Genomic DNA, 17,665 nt, shown 5'->3' on the forward strand with positions numbered 1-17,665 from the left:
CCGCCGCATGAAATGGCGGATATTCGCTGGACAGGCGCCCGGTCGCCGGCTATTGCCAGAGCGGGAGGGCGCCCGGAAATCCTACAGCCAACCACCAGCGGCTGGGTCTACGTTATGGTCCTGCCGGGCCATCCAGGTTAGGCAGGCTGCCCTGAGCAGCGCTTCGGTCCGCTGGCCAGCGCTGCAAAAGATCCCGCTCATGCCGATCGCATACAGATCGGCAAGCGCGGCCGCCGCCGGTGCCCCCGCGGCGAGCACCACCGCCGCCGGCTTCACGCGCCGCACGGCGGCCAGCATCTCTCCCGCCGCACGGGCAAAGCCCTCGGCGGAGCTGGCTTCCGGCGCGCGCCCGCAGGCCGCGCCGTCCAGCACAAGGAAATCGGCGATACGCGCGATTTCCCCGGCGGCGTAATGCGCACCGGGCGCGATCAGCGCCCCGATGCGGCAAGCCGCCGCATAAGCGTGGCCGAGTGTCTGTTCGGCCACGTCCTCGATGAATTCGCGCATCACCGCGAATTCGGGCGCGCTGGCGGGGTAAGGCGCCAGCAGATCCACGCGGCAGTCGCTGCCCAGCCGCTGGCTCTCCGCCACGGCGGAGAACAGCGCTTCGAGCTGCGCATCCTGAAGCACGGCCAGCCTTGCAGGCAACGCGGCAAGCTCTGGGGTACACAGCAGAGTGACTGCGGTCCAGGCCCCGTCTGCTGATTCCAGCAGTGCCAAGGATGCGGCCCGCAGCCGGTAATAGATCCGCTGCAAAGTCCGTTCCGTCTGGACTTCATCCTCACCGGTCAACCAGCTGTCATACAGCTCGGCTAGCTCGGGAGTATTGAGCCACTCTTCGCTCCGGATCAGACAAGGGCCCACCGGAGCCGTTCCGGCATCCTCCCGGAAGAGCGGGCGATCCTCACAGCCGTCACGCAGCACCAGAAAGGCCGGACGTTCCCCCGGACGCTTGAAATAAGCACGGTTTAATGGACCCATTCCCTTTTGCCGCTCCCCTTCGTCTATAAATTCCGCAGCAGCGGAAGCCACGGATGCAGCCTGGCTCATCTCCACTCCTATAGCCCGATCACCGGCGTTATACTTGAACGGGCGCTCCTCATTACTCCGAACATGATCCTGCTGTTGTTCACCCTTCATCACCGCACCCACCTTTTTGGCATTGGATTGCTGCCGGCCGCCGTTTTAGGGACAGGTTGATACCGGCATGTTACGCTGCTTCTTTTTATAAATACGGGAATGGGCCATGAAATATGCAAGCGTTGTCAAATGAGTAAGTTCTTAACGGAGTTTGCAGAAGCGTGAAATCACTCGTCGGTCCCTTTTGTAAGGCATATGCTTTGAGGGGAAACGATATTCTGCATTCCTTCAGCTATGCAAAAAGGCCATCTGCCTCATGCGCCATCCAGTCACAGTATGAACAGGATCACGCAGGCGAACAATCACCTAGAATTAATCTGATTCATAATTATGAAGGAAACGGCTCCGCATAATGGCAAAGGCCTTGATAGCCTGCAGCGAAGCGCTGCAGGCCGTGACTATTTTCGTACAACTGCTGTGCTGTCTTTATTGCTGGCTGGCGGCAATCGCCTGCTCCAGATCATACAGAATATCGTCAATGGATTCCGTACCAATCGACAAACGCAGCAATTCAGGGGTTACACCTGCTGTTGTCTGCTCTTCGGCAGAAAGCTGCTGATGTGTAGTGCTCGCCGGATGAATAATCAGTGACTTGGAATCACCGACATTGGCCAAATGGGAGAACAGCTTCACATTCTCTATCAGCTTGACACCCGCTGCGGCTCCGCCCTTGATTCCGAAGGTGAGGATTGCGCCTTGCCCCTTTGGCAAATACTTTTGGGCAAGTGTATAGGAAGGATGGCTCGGCAATCCGGCATAGCTGACCCATTCCACATTCTCATGGGCTTCCAGATACTGTGCAACCTTCAGCGCATTCTGGCTGTGACGCTCAAGACGCAAATGTAAAGTCTCCAGCCCTTGCAGCAGCAGCCAGGAGTTAAACGGCGAAATTGCAGCGCCCAAATCACGCAGCAGCTGCACGCGGGCTTTGATAATATAGGCAATCGGTCCTACAGCTTCCGTATAAACTACGCCATGATAGCTTGGGTCCGGCTCGGTCAGCCCCGGGAATTTGCCGCTGGCTTTCCAGTCAAACTTGCCGCCGTCCACAATAACCCCGCCGATCGAGGTGCCATGACCCCCGATGAATTTGGTGGCGGAATGCACTACGATATCCGCTCCATATTCAATTGGACGAAGTAAATACGGACTCGGGAACGTATTGTCTACGATCAGTGGGATACCATGCTCATGGGCAATGGCCGCCACGGCTTCAATATCGAGTACATTTCCCTGTGGATTGCCGATCGTTTCGGCGTAGAGTGCCTTTGTCTTATCTGTAATCGCACTGCGGAAGTTCTCAGGATTATCCGAATCCACAAAATGAACCTTGATGCCCAGCTTGGGCAAGGTAGTAGAGAATAGGTTATAAGTGCCTCCATACAGACTGGCGGAAGATACAATTTCATCGCCGGCCCCGGCAATATTCAGCACGGAGAAGGAAATCGCCGCTGCCCCTGAAGCTGTGGCAAGCGCCCCTGCCCCGCCCTCAAGCGCGGCAATCCGCTGCTCGAACACATCGGTGGTCGGGTTCATCAAACGGGTATAGATATTGCCGAATTCCTTGAGCGCGAACAAATTAGCTGCATGTTCCGCATCACGGAACCCGTAGGAAGTGGTCTGATACAACGGTACGGCACGCGATAAAGTAGTTGGATCGATCTCTTGTCCTGCATGAACGGCTAAAGTTTCAAACGACAGCTTGCGGTCTTCTGACATTGGTATTTCCTCCCATTCATAATTGGCAAACGTTAACAATTTAATTAAGAATTGAAACTATTCTCTCACAAACCATGTCATTTGAAAAGAAAAATATCTCATTATTCCACTGTGTTTTATTTTGTATAGAGGAACTGTTGATTTAATCGCACTTCCTCCCAATGGATAACGCTTTCAATTTTCACTATATATCAGACTTTATCGCTATGTATCGGACTTCAATCGTAAGCGGCAATAGTGTCTAGCCGGCAAATTGATTTCGCCGCATATAGAAGTATACCAGATTGTCTACCAGCTCCTCACCTCTACAAAACCCCAACGCTGTCAGCAGGCGAAGGGATCTATCGTTCCCCGGATCAACTGTAGCTTCAATGACCTCAAGCCCCATCTCTTCATAACCAAAGGTGATCACCGGAAGGAGTGCTTCGGTCATCAGTCCCCTGCCCCAGAAGTCTCTGGACAGATCAAAGCCGATTTCTGCTTTGCCCTCAGGTCCGGTTGTCCAGCAATGATAGCCGCAGGTCCCTGCCAATTGATCCTGCTGCTTATCGAATACTCCCCAGCGGCAGCCCGAATCGTCGATGTGAAACTGGATAATTTCATCCGCTTCGCTAATGTCCCCGCAGGGCGGAATATCCATATAACGCGTTACTTCTTCCTCCGAGAAATGGCGGAATACCGCCTCACGATCTTCAATCGTCAGCAATCTTAACTTCAACCTGTCTGTTTCAATGACCGGGTAATTCATCTTCGTCAACGATCTCTCTCCTTCGCACTCACTTGCTGCACCAAATTCGCTGGAACTTTGCCTATCATTCTATCATATTACTCAGCGCTTATGGACCATCAGGTTTTTGTTATGAAGTATTTCCCGCATAGAAAAAAGACTCCCGCTGCAAGCAACGAAAGTCTGAGAGGAACTAATCAAGTGTCATAACTGACCAGATAATGATGAAGCTCTGTGTTATAGCAGCCGACGCTGTGTTCGATCAGCCTGCCTTCCCCATCGTAGGAGTTGCGCAGGCGCTTGAGCACATGCGTCCCCGGTGGAAGCTTCAGCAGCAGACAGACCTCAGGAGGTGCCGGCTCCACAAAAAAACGGTCCTTGAAGTTCTCCAGCACAATGTCGTTCTCCTCCAAAGAGTCATACAGCGACTGGATATCCGCACCCATTTCTTTGGCACCTCCGCCGGGCAGCGCGTCTGCTGTCAGGAAGTGTATCAGATGAATATAAGGCTGTCCATTCAGAATGTAGAGACGTTCGATCCGCTGGCAATACGGACCGTGGCGATGGTATTCCTCTGTACCGGCATCATTCGTAATGAGCTCAGACACCAGCAGTCTTTTTTCCAGCTTATGTCCCTCTTCTACGAGAAGCTCTGTAAATTTTTTGCCCTTGGAGAGTTTCTGATAGGAGGTATTGCGCATCACAATGGTTCCAACGCCGCTTTTCTTTTGTACATACCCCTCCTGGGACAGCTCCTGGACCGCGCCGCGGACCGTCATTTTACTGACACCGAATTCCTTTTCCAGCTGCGGCTCGGAGGGAATGATGCTCCCCAGAGGATATACACCGTGCAGAATCCGGTCTCTGAGGATTTTTTGAATTTGCTGATATAAAGGACCTTGCTTGCGTTTCAGGGACACGCGCCGTTCACTACCTTTCAACATCTAAGGTATGGTCTGACAACGCCCGGAGCACCTCACCCTCGGTAAAAAGTGCGGTGTCGCCTTGGGTGGTGTGGGCCAGCATCGCCGCCGCTGCTGCCATATTAACAGTTTGCTGCCACGGGTACTGCTGCAATTCCCCATGGATGATGGCACTGGCAAAAGCATCACCGGCGCCAATCCGGTCAAACACAGGGAAGGTCAGCTTACGGGAGAATTCGAATGTACCTTGATGATAGATATATCCGGTTAAGGAATGCGTATTGTCAGCATTAATCTCACGGTGGGTTCCCGCTGCCGTTCCGATTCCGAATCGCTTCGCCACCTCAGGAATTGCTTGCTTCAACTGTGTTATTCTATCATATTCTCCAGTTCCGATGCCAAGAATAAACTGCGCGTCCTTCTCATTCATCATCACCGTATCCGCCAGCTCCAGCAGATCTTCATAATGCGGGCGGGCCTTGGCATAGCCATCCGCACCCCATAGCCCCGGGCGGTAATTGCAGTCAAAGACAACCTTGCCTCCGGCGCTTTTTACCTCCGCAGCAAGCTGTTTCATCTGCTTGCGCACTCCTTCATTCATAGCCAGCGTAATGCCGCACAAATGAAGGACGTCTACACGGGAGGCAAGAGCTGCCATATCATAATATCCCGCCTCGGCGGTATTGAAGCTGCTGCCCGGCCGGTCTGTGTAAGTGACTCTGCCGGGGCGGGCTCCAAAGCCATTTTCCAGAAAGTACATCCCAAGCTGCTTGCCGCCCCGGCTGATCAGTGACGTATCCACCCCAAGCTTGCGCAGATAAGCGATCGCAGCTTCACCCACCGGAGTTTCCGGCAAGGTGGTTATGATAGCACCGTTATGGCCGTATCTGGCCAGTGCTGCCGTTACATTAACCCCGCTTCCGGAAAAAGAGTACTCCAGCCTGCTGCTCTGAACCAGCGTTTCATAGCCAGGAACCTGCAGCCGCATCATCACTTCGCCAAAAGCAGCAATCCTAGGCATACTGATCCACCAGCGATTTCATAGTTTCGAGCAGTCTGCGGACATCCTCTACGTTCGTATTCCCGGTCTGCGGGTCAATAATCGAGGAATAGACATGCGGGATGACCTGCGGCACGCCTGCCTGCAGCGCAATCTCCAGGATGGGGCCAAAGTTGTCCATGTCGATTCCACCCGTAGGCTCCAGAGCAAAGCCGGCTTCCCCGCAGGCCTTGGCAACCGCACGGTACTCCTCTTCCAGCTTCAGCCCCTGCATCGGATAATATTTGAGCGCATTGCCACCCATGTCACGAACCAGTGCAATGGCGGCATGAACCGGCACAATGGCTTGCGGCTCGTTCCCCGAGCTGATGGGACCGGTCGATATATTTACATAGCCCGGCTTTCCGCAGGGAGAGACCAGGCTGTTGATCCAGCTGCCTTGGGCTCCCAGATTGGCGCGGGTCGCCCCCACTGCCGGAAATACCTGATTGATGTGGCTGCCCGGATAGCTTTTGGCAATCTCCGCCACAACTGCCGCCTGCCGGTTGTCTCCGGCTCCCAGGCCGATGGATACGGCATCTTGAATAGCTTGACCATATTCGGTCATAGCAGCTGCCGCTTCCTCCGCCGTGGCGTAATTTTTGGAGAGCACACCTACCAGGACATGCCCCTCCGCTGCCGCATAAATCTCCTTGGCGTTCTCAATGCTGCCTGCCAAGACATTAAGTGCGGCTCTGTTCTTATAGAAGCGCTGCTGGATATTACTCATTCGGTTTACCCCCCACGATTTCACTTATTCTGCTTACGATGACCTGAAGATCATCCCCTTGCAGAGACCTTGGATCGATATCGAAATATCCCTGCTTCACACCATAATCCCGGGTATACACCGCAATCTCACCTTCACGCAGCCCGTCATTGACGGTCTTGGCGTCCACCCCCGCTGCGGAGGACTCAATCTGGATGCGTCCACGGAATATGGCTCTGCCCGCTTCATCCTGCACGATGCGGACCGAAACTCCGGGCATCTCGGCCAACGGCTGAAGGCCCTCCAGAGCCTTTTTCTCCAATTCGCTGCTGTCGGCCTTGACCTGATATTCATTCAGGGCCTGGAGCAGCCCGAAGGTTGTCTCTTTGCCAACCTTCATGCTGCGGCCGATCCCGTGCAGTTGTACCTTTAGCCACTCGACATATTTCTTTTTGCCGGCGACAATGCCTGAGGTCGGACCTTCAATTGCCTTCGAGCCGCTGTAAATGGCAAGATCGGAATATTGAACATACTTCAGCAGATCCTCTTCCGCTGCCGCATCAACGATTAGAGGTACCCCTCTGCGCCCAGCAACCTCCCAGGCCTCTTCCACGGAAATCATATTCTTCTGGACGGTGTGATGGGATTTAACATAGAGAATGGCTGCGGTGCGCTCACAGATCGCCTGCTCAATATGCTCTTTGCGGCCTTCATTGGCGTATCCGGCCTCCACCACCCGGCCTCCGCCAAGGAATACCATGGTTTCGACCGGAGCTCCGTACTGCACATTATGACCCTTCAGCATAATAATCTCGTTCTTCAGTACCGGCTCCTGATGCAGCCGGAGGCTGAGCCGCGGATCTCCGCCGGTCACAACGGCTGCCACCGACAGCGCGATGCCGCTGGATGCCGAATTCACGACAACCGCACCTTCGGAACCTAGCAGCCGGGCAATGTAATCTCCGGATTTGTCCACAAGATCCGCAATTTCCACGTACTTCTGTCCGCCCTGCTTCATCGCCTCCATCACCGTATCTGTTGGTGCGGATACACCAAGGATGCTCATTCTTCCACTGGCATTAATTACGCGCTTCAATCCATAGCTAGCATGTAATGAGTGACCCATTTGCAAAGACTCCTTTAGCCTCAATATAGTGGTGCGCGACCCGGACATCGCCTTCCGAGTCCTTAAGCTGCTTCTCGCCGGCCTCCAGGGCAAACAAGGTCAGGTTCGCCTGCTGGCCTACTCTGATCTGCCCAAGCTCCGGCTTGCCCAGCCACTCCGCTGCGCTGCTTGTGACTGCGCGGATGACCTCTTCCAGACCGTAGCCGAGATACAGAAATTTCGTCAGCACGTTCGACATGCTGTACACCGGCCCGTTCAGACGGTTGCCCCGGTAGATATCTGTGCTGATTGTATTCAGCGCAATGCCTGCCGCCTTGGCCTGCTCTGCAATCCGGAAGGAGAAGCTCGCGGTGCCATGCCCCACATCCAGATGAACCCCGCGGGCGGCTGCATCCAGCAGCCCATGCAGCGGTGTGCCGTCCGCATGGAACAAATTATTGGACTTACCGTTAAGATAATGGGTGATCACATCACCCGGCCGCAGCAGCTCCAGCACTTCGGAAATAGCCGGCGGAGAGGAACCGATATGCACCATGAGCGGAAGCTTCGTTTCTTCCGACAGTCTGCGTGCCAGCTTGAGCGGCTCTATGCCGCTGTCTTTGACGACACTTTGGCTGATGCGGGCTTTCAGACCGACAATGAATCCAGGATACGCCGCTACCGCCTCCAGGGCCTTGGCCCGGTCAATCCATTCCAGCTGCGACAGCTCATCTGTCCGTTCGAGCCCAATCCGTGAAATATTCAACAACGCAAACACTCGTGTTGCAGCCTTCAGACTCTCAGTATAAAAAGCCCCGATCCGGTCTGAACCGCAGCTTCCGGCATCCACCAGCGTCGTTACCCCCTGCTTCACACCAATATCATCGATGTCATCGCCATAGGGATCAAGCTCAGGCACGGCATGTACATGCAAATCAATCCATCCGCTGGATCCATATAACCCTGAACAGTCCAGCCCGGCCTCTCCTTCAGCCTGGCCTGGCGGTGTAATGGCGCTGATGATCCCGTCCCGGATGGCGATATCAACCATTCGCCCGTCAACAAGCTGCAAATTGCGCAGCACATTCTCTGTGCCCACTCTTCCCATCTCCTTCTTCAACCCGGATAGCAGCATATTTGAATTTAAACTTAACTTGCTGCTCCATATTAAAGATTATAATGTTATAATGTTTATATTAGCATAAGTTTGATCAAGAAGAGAACAGTGATTTATCATTTAAATAATTCTAATTTGAACATCTTAACGCTGGAGGGACGCATAATGGCAAAATCTGCACTCAAGTCATCCTTGCTCGCCAGATTCCGGTTAAACTGGAATCATCTCAAATCCAAACTGCTGATGAAGTATGCTTTATCCTATATCCTCATGTTCCTTATTCCTTTAACCGCCGTAACTATCTTCGTCTATGAAAACGCTGTAAAGGGCCTCCGTGTCGAAATTGAGCAATCCAATGTCAACCAGCTCAACCAGGTGAAGAACACTATAGATACCCGTATGGTCGAGCTTCAGGAAATTTCGGGCAGAATTGCCTATGATAGACATCTCACTCCCTACATGGTAAGACATCCTTACTACAGCCTGGAGGCGATCCAGGTGCTGGCGAACTACAAAGCCAGCAGCAGCATTGCGGAAGACCTCTTTCTCTATTTTCATGATGATTCCAACATCTATTCTTACCGCGGGCTGGCCGATCTTAATGTTGCGTTCAATACCCTCTACCAATTTGAGCACTGGAGCCCGGAAAACATACGTCAGGCGCTTAACGAGACCAGACAGCCGTTGATGCGTCCGGCGGAGAATGTGACTGTCAACTCCCGCAAGGAATCCATGCTGGTCATGCTCGTTCCGGTTAAACCGAATGATCCGTTCCCCTACGGGACCGTTGTGTACCTGATGAAAGAATCGAAGCTGACCGGCGTCATGGATTCGATTCTCAGGAATTTCTCGGGAAGCAGCTATATCTTCAGCGCCACCGGTGAGGTGCTGACCGCGAACAGCCACGGCGTCAACCTGCCCAAGGAGGAACTGAACACCTTGTCTACACTTGAGCCGGGCATACATAGTCTCGAGCTGGACGGTGAACAGTATTCTGTCGTCTCTGTACAATCCGAAGAAAATGGCTGGACCTACGTGACCACGATGCCAAGCTTCCAATTTTTTAGCCGCGTTGCCCATGTCCAGACGCTGATCCTGCTCGTCTTCTGTATTACGGTCATCACCGGCATAGCGGCTGCACTGCTGCTGGCCAAACGGCAGTACCATCCGATCAAGGATCTGATGGAGTTCGCCAAGCTGAGAGGCAGCGGCAACGAGTCTCTCAAGCTCCGTAACGAATGGGAATGGATCCGGCAAACGCTTCATGAGTACAGTGCCAGAATTGATCTGCAGGAGCCGTTTGTCCGCAATCAGTGTATGCTGCTGCTGCTCAAGCACGGCAAGCCGGATGATCCCGAGATTGAACAGATGATTCTTAGCGCCGGCCTTAGGCATCCGCAAGGACAAGACCTCTATTTCTCGGCCATCCTGTCCTGGGATAACACTGTGCCGGGCGCCAGCTCCTCGCATGAACGCCATCTGCTGCAGGAGATGCTCAGCAATATATGCCTGCCCGGTCCTGATGCCCAGATTTTCGGTGTTGAATTCTCAGCCAAGGACCAGTTTGCCCTGATTATTTCACTTCCCGGCGATGAGGACGGACCGGTTCAGAGCCGCATGGAGCAGGTTATTGAAGCTGTTCAAGCTGTGATTCGCGAGCACTCGCAGCTGGCGCTGAGCATCGGTGTCGGCATGGCCTACAGGGACTTGGCGCGGCTCAATCAATCCTTCATCGAAGCCGCTGCAGCGCTGGAGCACCGGATGATCCGGCGCAGCGGGCAAGTGACCTACTTTGAGCAGCTGACCGAGCCGAATCCGCCTGCCGCCGAGAACTTCTGGATTCCGCGCAAATCCATGCTGAAGCTGGAGCAGAGCCTTAAGCAGGGCAATGAATCCGTTGCCCGGCAAATGATTGCTGACACCATCGACACAATTAAGGATGAGCCGCTGCAGGCTGGTCTGCTGCGCTGCATCTGTTTCGATCTGCTGAACGCTTTTCTGCGCACAGCCTCCGAGCTTGGTATGGACGAAGTGTTCGCAGATATGCCGGGACTGACCTCCTTCGAGACTCTCGAAGAGCTGGAGAGCCGCCTGCGCTCTCTGGCCACCGCCATCTGTGAGCAGGTTGAGCGAAATACGGAGACAGGTGAGTCCACATTAATGGACGACATACTTGCTTACGTAGACCAGCAGTTCGCGGATTATACACTCAGCCTGGAGCATGTGGCACTGAAGTTCGCCATATCGACCTCTTATTTAAGCCGGAGCTTCAAAGAGAAGACTGGCAGCAATTTCTCACAGTATATCTGGCAGCGGCGGGTGGATGAGGTCATCCGGCTGCTGGAGAATACGAGCGCACCGCTTAAGGAAATCATTGAGCAGGTGGGTTATCTGGATGCGCCGAATTTTATCCGCAAGTTCAAAAAAGAAACCGGTCTGACGCCGGGACAGTACCGCAAGGACCATGCCTTGAAGGGAACTGCTGCGAAAAGACCGGTTTAAATTGGCGAAGCTTCCGCCCTTTCTTTATATGTTTTGGGGCCCCGCAAAGCACGTGAGTAAACACCCAAGTGGAAACTGCTTTGCCGTCCTTTTTGTAGGACGGTATCGTTTCAGCGAGAAATAGAAGGATAATTTACAATGCGAAGCATATAAATTCTTATATTTGAAGCTAAGGCCCCACTTTGTGGGGTTATTTTGCTACTGTGCTTCCTTCAGGATATGCTCTACCAGCTCATCCAGTGGAACGGTCGCGAGCGCAATCGCCGTGTCCGTTACCCCGTAATAGATGTAAAGCAGCCCGTCTTTGACTACATTTCCAGTCGGGAAGATGACATTGGGGATCTGAAAACCGAATTTCTCATAATACGTCTCCGGCTCCATAATGAAATTATGTGTCCGGGCAATGACCTTCTCCGGCTGCTCCAAATCCAGCAGCATGGCTCCTACACGGTAGACAATGTCCTCATCGACGCCGTGATAAAGCACCAGCCAGCCCTTGTCCGTACGTACCGGAGGTGTAGAGCCTCCGATCTTCCGCGATTCCCAGGATAGATTCCCGGCTGTGGCAAGCAGCTTGGGTTCTTCCCAATGGATAAGATCCTCGGAGTAGGTAATCCACATGGCCGCCTTCTCGGTTCCGTAGGCTTCACCCACGTATTCCTCGGGACGGCGCAGCAGCACGAATTTGCCGCCTATTTTCTCAGGGAACAGAATATTATCCCGGTCATTGATATCCAGCGGTGTCGTGTCCGCAACAAACTCCCAGTCCAGCAGATTATCCGATTTCAGAATGGATGACCGGGTCAGCCAATGCCCCTCCTCTTCCCCCCAGCCATCCGGGTATTCCGGAATGGAGCGCTCCGGGACACCCGCCCCGGTAGGATAATAGCTCATGGCGCAGGGGCGCAGGGCATAGTTCAGATAAAAGGTTCCGTCGATTTTGACAATCCGCGGGTCCTGCACACTGCCGTAAGGAAATCCCAGCATATCGGGCGTCACTATCGGCTCATCCTTCACGTGGGTAAAGTTCACGCCGTCCTCGCTCTCCAGCAGGCCCAGAAAGTTCTTGCACGGGGTCAGGGAGCCTGCGGTGCGCTCGATCATATAGAATTTCCCGTTATCGATGATGACCGCAGGATTGAAGACCGTAACCTTTCGCCATTCATAACCGCCAGGGACGACGATCGGATTATTCGGATGTCTTGTGATTTGCATGTCTATTCCTCCTGCGAATAATGTTCATGGTATAGTTTGATTGTTTGAACCTCATAGGGTTTAAAAGAAAGCGGGATAACTCCGCCGGAAGACTCCACGGGACCCGTCTCAGTCTCCAGCAGATTCACCCGGCAGGCGCGGATATCATCAGCCTTCCAGTTCAGCACAGCCGTATCTCTGCTGCCTGCGGATTCATACAGCCGGACAATGGTCCCGCTGCCGTCCTCTGCACTCTTGATCGTATCGAGCACCACATGCCCGCTCTGAAAACCAAGCCAGGCATAGGTACCCGGATAGCTGCCGGGATGAGACTCTTCGCTGACCGCCAGCAAGTGTTCGTTCAACTCCGCAGCTTCCCGCACAACAGCACTCTGACGCCATTCGCCAGCGTGGGGATACAGAGAATACGTAAATTCATGTTCCCCCTGATCCGCATAGCGGTCCGGCCAGCGGGGGGCGCGCAGCAGCGAGAGGCGCAGCACTCCGTCATGGATGTCATAGCCGTATTTGCAGTCATTCAGCAGACTGACGCCATAGCCTCCCTCGGACAAATCCGCCCAGCGGTGGCCGCAGACCTCGAATTGTGCCTGCTCCCAGCTGGTGTTGCGGTGAGTCGGACGCTCCAGTGCCCCGAACGGAATCTCATACGTAGCCTTTGCGGCCACAATATCCACCGGAAAAGCAGCCTTCAGCACTTTGTGCTCCTCTTTCCAGCTTACGCGGGTCTGAAAATCTACCCTGCGGCTGTGCCGGGGCAGAATGATCTCCTGCTCAATCAGGGATTCATTCAGCTGCCAGCGGAATTTCAGCACCGTCAGTGCAGGTCCGCTGACCAGGACCTGCCGGACCAGCAGCTTCGCCCGGCCTGCAGGCTGCTGCTCATAACGCGGGTCCAGGTCCCAGGCATCCCATAGAGGGGGAGTATCATGATAGAACTGCAGCTGGTTGCCGGTCTGCCCGGGCTGAAGCAACTCCCGGCTGGCACTCTTGTCGTACCAGCGGCTGATTTCCCCGTCTTCATTAAACTTAAGAATATAATGCTCTGTCTCCCATTGCTCCGGGAAGGCTTCTCCGGCGCTGAGTTGTCCCTGAGGCTCATGCCGTCCGCCGGCTTGTTCCGCTTCCCGCAGCCAGAATGTCCGGCAGCCAAAGGCGGGGACCCTGCGGACCCGGACTGCCAGCGTATAGCTGCCGCCGGCTCCATCCGTGTTCCAGCATTCGCTATCCAGCAAGCCGTCTTCATCGAACGCCTGCACCGCAGTCAGACTGCTGTCCCCCTCAAGCCGGATCAGCTCCGTCCGCTCCCAGCCCAGGCTGTTAAAGACCACATAGGGACGGCCCTCTCCCGAAGTATCCACTCCGCTTGCCAATGCACGGAGTGAAGTGTCCAGCACCTGCTGGCCCAGGCTGAATATTTCCGCGTATTGCTCCCGCGAGGTGGTGTACACTTCCGGAATTGAAGTACCCGGGATGATGTCATGGAACTGATTAAGCAGCAGCAGCTTCCATCCTTCGGCAAGCTCCGGATATTCCGGTTCCAGATGCTTCAGAAGCCCGCTCTTTTCCGCGAGCACACTCCAGATCTCTGCTTGCCGGTACAGGACCTCCGCTTTGCGGTTGCTGCGTTTATTAAAGGCATGTGTAGTGAACGTTCCCCGGTGAAGCTCCAGATAGAGGTCGCCGTGCCACGCGGGAAGCTCCGGCTGGCGCAAGCTGATCTCCGAGAAAAAAGCCTCCGCAGTAGAGAATCTGCTGACTGGCTGGCCCGGCGTCAGGCCGGTACGGGCCACGTATTCCAGCATTTCATGGGTGACCCCTCCTCCGCCGTCACCGTGGCCATAAAGCAGCATCAGCTCATCATGCCGGTCCTTCTGGGCATAGGCCTGCCAGTGCTCCTGGACATCCTTCGGATGGGTATGCTCGTTTACCCCGTGGTTCTGATAGGCCACGATCTTCGTTCCGTCAATGCCGACCCAGTGGAACAGCGTATGCGGGAAGGGATTGGTATCATTCCAGCCAAGCTTGGTAGTCATGAAATAATCAATTCCAGCCTGCTTCAACAGTTGTGGCAGAGAAGCGCAATAGCCGAAGGTATCAGGCAGCCATTCAATCGTGGACCGCTTGCCGAATTCCTTCATATAGAAGCCCTGACCATACAGCATCTGCCGCACCAGTGATTCCCCGCTGGGGATGTTCAAATCCGGTTCCACCCACATACCTCCGACCAATTCCCACCGCCCCTCGGCAATCCGTTCCTTAATCCGTTCGTACAGCTGCGGATAGTTCGCCTTAGCAAAGGCATACAGCTGTGGCTGGCTCTGGGAGTAGCGGAAGTCCGGATACTTATCCATCAATGCGCAGACCGTAGAGAAGGTCCGGCTGACCTTGCGTACCGTTTCCCGGACCGGCCACAGCCAGGCAATATCAATATGAGACTGGCCGACCATATGCATCTTTCCGGCGGACAGCCCTTCTGGCCTTTCCGCCGCTACCTCCGCCCGCAGCTGCTGTTCAGCACCTGCGACGGTATTGCCGTCATGGAGCAGATGCTCCTTCATGTAGAGCGTGTCCATCGCCCGCTCCAGCGCCTTCAGGATACGTATGCGGCGCCCGTCCTCTGCAGGCAGCAGCAGGGCCGCTTCATGCGCCGTCTTCACCGTATGCAGCAGGCTGTATACGGGAGGATTTACACGCACGAGTGTGATTTCAATCCCGGTCAGCGGCGGCTTAATCACCGCCTGGCGGTTCAGGGGGTCCTCCGGCTCAGGCACCGGATCATACAGCTCGATGCCGAGCTGAAGCTCATCTCCTGCAGCGCCGGGAGGCAGAGGAATGAACCAATGATTGCTGTCCAGGCCATGGTGCGGCACTCCATTAATACTCAGGAGGCCTTCCCCGCGGCCCAAATAGAGCAGTGCAGTCTCTTCGCGCGGCCAGCCTTCCGGAACCGCGACCTGATGCTGAAGGAAATACGTGGTACCATAGCCTCCGTCGAGCCGTGAAATCTTGTAATTCTGATGAAGCTCCTCTTCGTGCTCGTATACGCCGGGTGAAATGTAGCAGGATTTGCGCATACTCCATTCCTTAAGTTCTATCTTCTCCGCCCACTGCCTCTTGGCCAGCCAGCCGATAAAACGGTTCATACGCTTCATGGCTCAGCCCTCCTCCCTGACATGGAGCGGTGCCGTCAAATATTCTGCAGAGTGAGGTCCCGCCATGATCGTAAATTCCCCTGGCTCCACGATCCGCGTTAAATCTGCCGATACGTATTCCAGCTGCTCCCTGCCGACCCTGAACGTAACCGTCTGTGTGTCTCCCGGCTGGAGGCTGATCTTGCGGAAGGCCTTAAGCTGCTTCTCAGGACGGGTTATGCTGGAGGCCAGGTCTGAAATATACAGCTGAACCACCTCGCTCCCCGCCCGGGCACTAGAATTGGTTACATCAACGGATACACGCGCTTCATCATCTGCAGAAATGACGGCGGGCTCCACCTTCAAGTTGCTGTATTTGAATTCGCTGAAGCTAAGTCCGTAGCCGAACGGATACTCGGCATTAAAGTCCGTCTCCAGGTACCGCTTGCCTCTTGTCCGCCGCTTGTAGTAATACACGGGGAGCTGACCGGCATGCTTCGGAATACTGATGGTCAGCCGCCCGGAAGGGTTCACTGCGCCGAAGAGAATGTCGGCAATGGCATGCCCGCCTTCCTGACCGGGGTACCAGGCTTCCAGAATGGCATCGGCATGCTCTACAATCCATGGCTCGGCAATTGGACGGCCATTGATATAGACCACAATCAGCGGCTTACCCAGCTTCTGGATTTCCTGCACCAGCTCAAGCTGCACGCCCATCAGATTCAGTGTGGCACGGTCAATGCCCTCGCCGCACTCCATATCGCTCCAGGAATGTTCGGTCACGACAGAAGCACCGGTGAGCAGATCAATCGTCCCTTCGCCAAAGTCTCGGCTACTTGATCCGCCAATCGCCATCACAACAGCATCCGCCTCGGCTGCACAGGCCAGCGCATGCGCGAAGCCTTCCCGGGAATCGCCTTTAATCCGGCAGCCGGGAGCATACAGCACTCTGTCCAGCCCGCCGTCCAGCGCATTTCGAATCCCGTCCAGCACAGTGACAATAGCGCCTTTGGGCTGAGGCGAGGTATAATCGCCCAGCTGATTGTACGATGCATCCGCATTGGGTCCTATAACTGCGAGCTTCCCGATCACCTTGCTTAGCGGCAGCGTTCCGCCCTCATTCTTCAGCATAACAATGCTCTCGCCGGCAATACGCCGCGCCAGTTCACGGTGCTCCGGCTTGCCTATCGTCCGCTCGGCCTGCTCAGGATCGGCAAAGGGACGGTCGAACAGCCCGAGCTTGAACTTCAGCTCCAGAATCCGGGCAGCAGCGCGATCCAGGTCGGACTCCTGCAGCCGTCCATGATGGATAGCGCTGGAAATATGCTTCTCGAACATCTCCCCCGACATCTCCATATCGATTCCGGCCAGCAGCGCCTGGGCCACCGCCGCTTCCCCGCTGTCCGCTGTGTTATGCCCGTTCGTCAGCATGCCCAGCGCTCCGCAATCCGTGATCACGAACCCGTCAAAGCCCCATTGTTCCCGCAGCACATCCTGCAGAAGATAACGGTTCGTCGTGCAAGGAACACCGTCAATTTCATTGTAAGCAGTCATAATAGATAAAGCTCCGGCTTCCACCGCTTTACGGAAGGGCAGCAGATCCACCTCATGCAGCTCGCGGAGCCCCATATGCACAGGCGCGGAATTCCGTCCGCCTTCCGAGCTGCCATAGGCGGCGAAATGCTTCAGAGTCGCCAGAACGGAGTCATCTGCATCCAGCCGGTCGCCCTGCAATCCCTTTACCGCCTCCACTCCCATCGTGGCAATCAGGAACGGGTCTTCGCCAAAAGTCTCCTCTGTCCGCCCCCAACGCGGGTCCCGCACCACATCCAGCACCGGCGAATAGGTCGCCGCTCCGCCCTGGCTGCGGGTCTCGAGTGCCACTACCCGGCACATCTCCCGGTACAATTCGGGATTCCACATACTACCCAGGGCCAGCGGCACTGGAAATACAGTCGCACCAATAGCCATATGCCCGTGTGAGCATTCCTCGCCGAACAGGATCGGAATGCCAAGACGGCTCTCCTTCATGGCATAAGCCTGAATGGCATTAACCGCCTCCGCCCCCTCCTTCGGGGACAAGCCCGTCTCCAGTGTGACGCCAGTCCATGGATCTGCACGCAGAGTTCCATACAAAGAGCCAACGCCTCCGCTTGCGACCTGTCGTTTGAAGGCTTCCGTCATACCCGTGGTTCCGTCCGGACGCTTCTCATAACATTGCCACCCGAAAGGCTGGACTAATTGCCCAGCCTTCTCTCCAAGTGTCATTCGCTGCAACAGGTCCTGTACCCGATCCGCCACAGGGCTTGTTTTATCCTTATAGATCATTTCTACAGCA

General features: G+C 55.0%; 12 protein-coding genes. 1 reads left to right on the top strand and 11 read right to left on the bottom strand.

All coding sequences use genetic code 11. The annotated features are described in order from the left end of the window. Positions 1–81: 81 nt before the first annotated feature. From MHI45_RS14140 to MHI45_RS14175, 8 genes are all read right to left on the bottom strand, one after another. The gene (locus MHI45_RS14140; protein ID WP_076114150.1) at positions 82–1,140 is read right to left on the bottom strand and encodes a hypothetical protein; all 1,059 of its coding nucleotides are present in this window, start codon (positions 1,138–1,140) and stop codon (positions 82–84) included. Between the two features lie 426 nt (positions 1,141–1,566). Next, on the bottom strand, positions 1,567–2,859 hold the full coding sequence (locus MHI45_RS14145) for a homocysteine synthase (RefSeq protein ID WP_076114148.1): 1,293 nt from the start codon (positions 2,857–2,859) through the stop codon (positions 1,567–1,569). A 241-nt stretch (positions 2,860–3,100) separates the two neighbouring features. Continuing rightward, the gene (locus MHI45_RS14150; RefSeq protein ID WP_076114153.1) at positions 3,101–3,607 is read right to left on the bottom strand and encodes a GNAT family N-acetyltransferase; all 507 of its coding nucleotides are present in this window, start codon (positions 3,605–3,607) and stop codon (positions 3,101–3,103) included. Positions 3,608–3,783: 176 nt separating this feature from the next. Beyond that, complete coding sequence (locus MHI45_RS14155; RefSeq protein ID WP_179091875.1) at positions 3,784–4,530, bottom strand: GntR family transcriptional regulator; 747 nt, start codon at positions 4,528–4,530, stop codon at positions 3,784–3,786. Then, the gene (locus tag MHI45_RS14160) at positions 4,517–5,530 is read right to left on the bottom strand and encodes a sugar kinase (protein ID WP_076114147.1); all 1,014 of its coding nucleotides are present in this window, start codon (positions 5,528–5,530) and stop codon (positions 4,517–4,519) included. Before MHI45_RS14160 ends, MHI45_RS14155 begins: the two co-directional genes overlap by 14 nt. Further along, complete coding sequence (dagF, locus tag MHI45_RS14165) at positions 5,523–6,278, bottom strand: 2-dehydro-3-deoxy-phosphogluconate aldolase (RefSeq protein ID WP_076114146.1); 756 nt, start codon at positions 6,276–6,278, stop codon at positions 5,523–5,525. Before dagF ends, MHI45_RS14160 begins: the two co-directional genes overlap by 8 nt. After that, a complete protein-coding gene (locus MHI45_RS14170) occupies positions 6,271–7,383 on the bottom strand; it encodes a DgaE family pyridoxal phosphate-dependent ammonia lyase (RefSeq protein WP_076114145.1) in 1,113 nt (370 codons plus the stop codon). Before MHI45_RS14170 ends, dagF begins: the two co-directional genes overlap by 8 nt. Further along, positions 7,361–8,413 carry an amidohydrolase/deacetylase family metallohydrolase gene (locus MHI45_RS14175; RefSeq protein ID WP_256718268.1) on the bottom strand — a complete coding sequence of 351 codons (1,053 nt, stop codon included), beginning with the start codon at positions 8,411–8,413 and terminating at the stop codon, positions 7,361–7,363. Before MHI45_RS14175 ends, MHI45_RS14170 begins: the two co-directional genes overlap by 23 nt. A 231-nt stretch (positions 8,414–8,644) precedes the next feature. Here MHI45_RS14175 and MHI45_RS14180 point away from each other — a divergent pair, with 231 nt between their 5' ends. After that, positions 8,645–10,981: a helix-turn-helix domain-containing protein gene (locus MHI45_RS14180; RefSeq protein ID WP_341119161.1), complete on the top strand. Its 2,337-nt coding sequence runs from the start codon at positions 8,645–8,647 to the stop codon at positions 10,979–10,981. A 198-nt stretch (positions 10,982–11,179) separates the two neighbouring features. Here the strand turns inward: MHI45_RS14180 and MHI45_RS14185 are convergent, their stop codons facing one another. From MHI45_RS14185 to MHI45_RS14195, 3 genes are read right to left on the bottom strand one after another with little or no spacing between them, the layout of a single operon-like run. Next, positions 11,180–12,196, bottom strand: a complete 1,017-nt coding sequence (locus tag MHI45_RS14185; protein WP_340896462.1) for a glycoside hydrolase family 130 protein — start codon at positions 12,194–12,196, stop codon at positions 11,180–11,182. A gap of 2 nt (positions 12,197–12,198) precedes the next feature. After that, positions 12,199–15,348, bottom strand: coding sequence for an alpha-mannosidase (locus MHI45_RS14190; RefSeq protein ID WP_341119162.1), 3,150 nt, complete (start codon positions 15,346–15,348; stop codon positions 12,199–12,201). A gap of 3 nt (positions 15,349–15,351) precedes the next feature. Then, on the bottom strand, positions 15,352–17,655 hold the full coding sequence (locus tag MHI45_RS14195; RefSeq protein WP_341119163.1) for a glycoside hydrolase family 3 N-terminal domain-containing protein: 2,304 nt from the start codon (positions 17,653–17,655) through the stop codon (positions 15,352–15,354). Between the last annotated feature and the right edge of the window lie 10 nt (positions 17,656–17,665).

Origin of the sequence: Paenibacillus sp. FSL H3-0321 (assembly GCF_038002865.1) — a bacterium.
Classification (GTDB): domain Bacteria; phylum Bacillota; class Bacilli; order Paenibacillales; family Paenibacillaceae; genus Paenibacillus_AQ.

Bases quoted from the DNA above. Each gene is read 5' to 3' on its own strand.
- MHI45_RS14140 (WP_076114150.1), bottom strand. From the start codon at position 1,140: ATGAAGGGTGAACAACAGCAGGATCATGTTCGGAGTAATGAGGAGCGC.
- MHI45_RS14145 (WP_076114148.1), bottom strand. From the start codon at position 2,859: ATGTCAGAAGACCGCAAGCTGTCGTTTGAAACTTTAGCCGTTCATGCA.
- MHI45_RS14150 (WP_076114153.1), bottom strand. From the start codon at position 3,607: ATGAATTACCCGGTCATTGAAACAGACAGGTTGAAGTTAAGATTGCTG.
- MHI45_RS14155 (WP_179091875.1), bottom strand. From the start codon at position 4,530: ATGTTGAAAGGTAGTGAACGGCGCGTGTCCCTGAAACGCAAGCAAGGT.
- MHI45_RS14160 (WP_076114147.1), bottom strand. From the start codon at position 5,530: ATGCCTAGGATTGCTGCTTTTGGCGAAGTGATGATGCGGCTGCAGGTT.
- dagF (WP_076114146.1), bottom strand. From the start codon at position 6,278: ATGAGTAATATCCAGCAGCGCTTCTATAAGAACAGAGCCGCACTTAAT.
- MHI45_RS14170 (WP_076114145.1), bottom strand. From the start codon at position 7,383: ATGGGTCACTCATTACATGCTAGCTATGGATTGAAGCGCGTAATTAAT.
- MHI45_RS14175 (WP_256718268.1), bottom strand. From the start codon at position 8,413: ATGGTTGATATCGCCATCCGGGACGGGATCATCAGCGCCATTACACCG.
- MHI45_RS14180 (WP_341119161.1), top strand. From the start codon at position 8,645: ATGGCAAAATCTGCACTCAAGTCATCCTTGCTCGCCAGATTCCGGTTA.
- MHI45_RS14185 (WP_340896462.1), bottom strand. From the start codon at position 12,196: ATGCAAATCACAAGACATCCGAATAATCCGATCGTCGTCCCTGGCGGT.
- MHI45_RS14190 (WP_341119162.1), bottom strand. From the start codon at position 15,348: ATGAAGCGTATGAACCGTTTTATCGGCTGGCTGGCCAAGAGGCAGTGG.
- MHI45_RS14195 (WP_341119163.1), bottom strand. From the start codon at position 17,655: ATGATCTATAAGGATAAAACAAGCCCTGTGGCGGATCGGGTACAGGAC.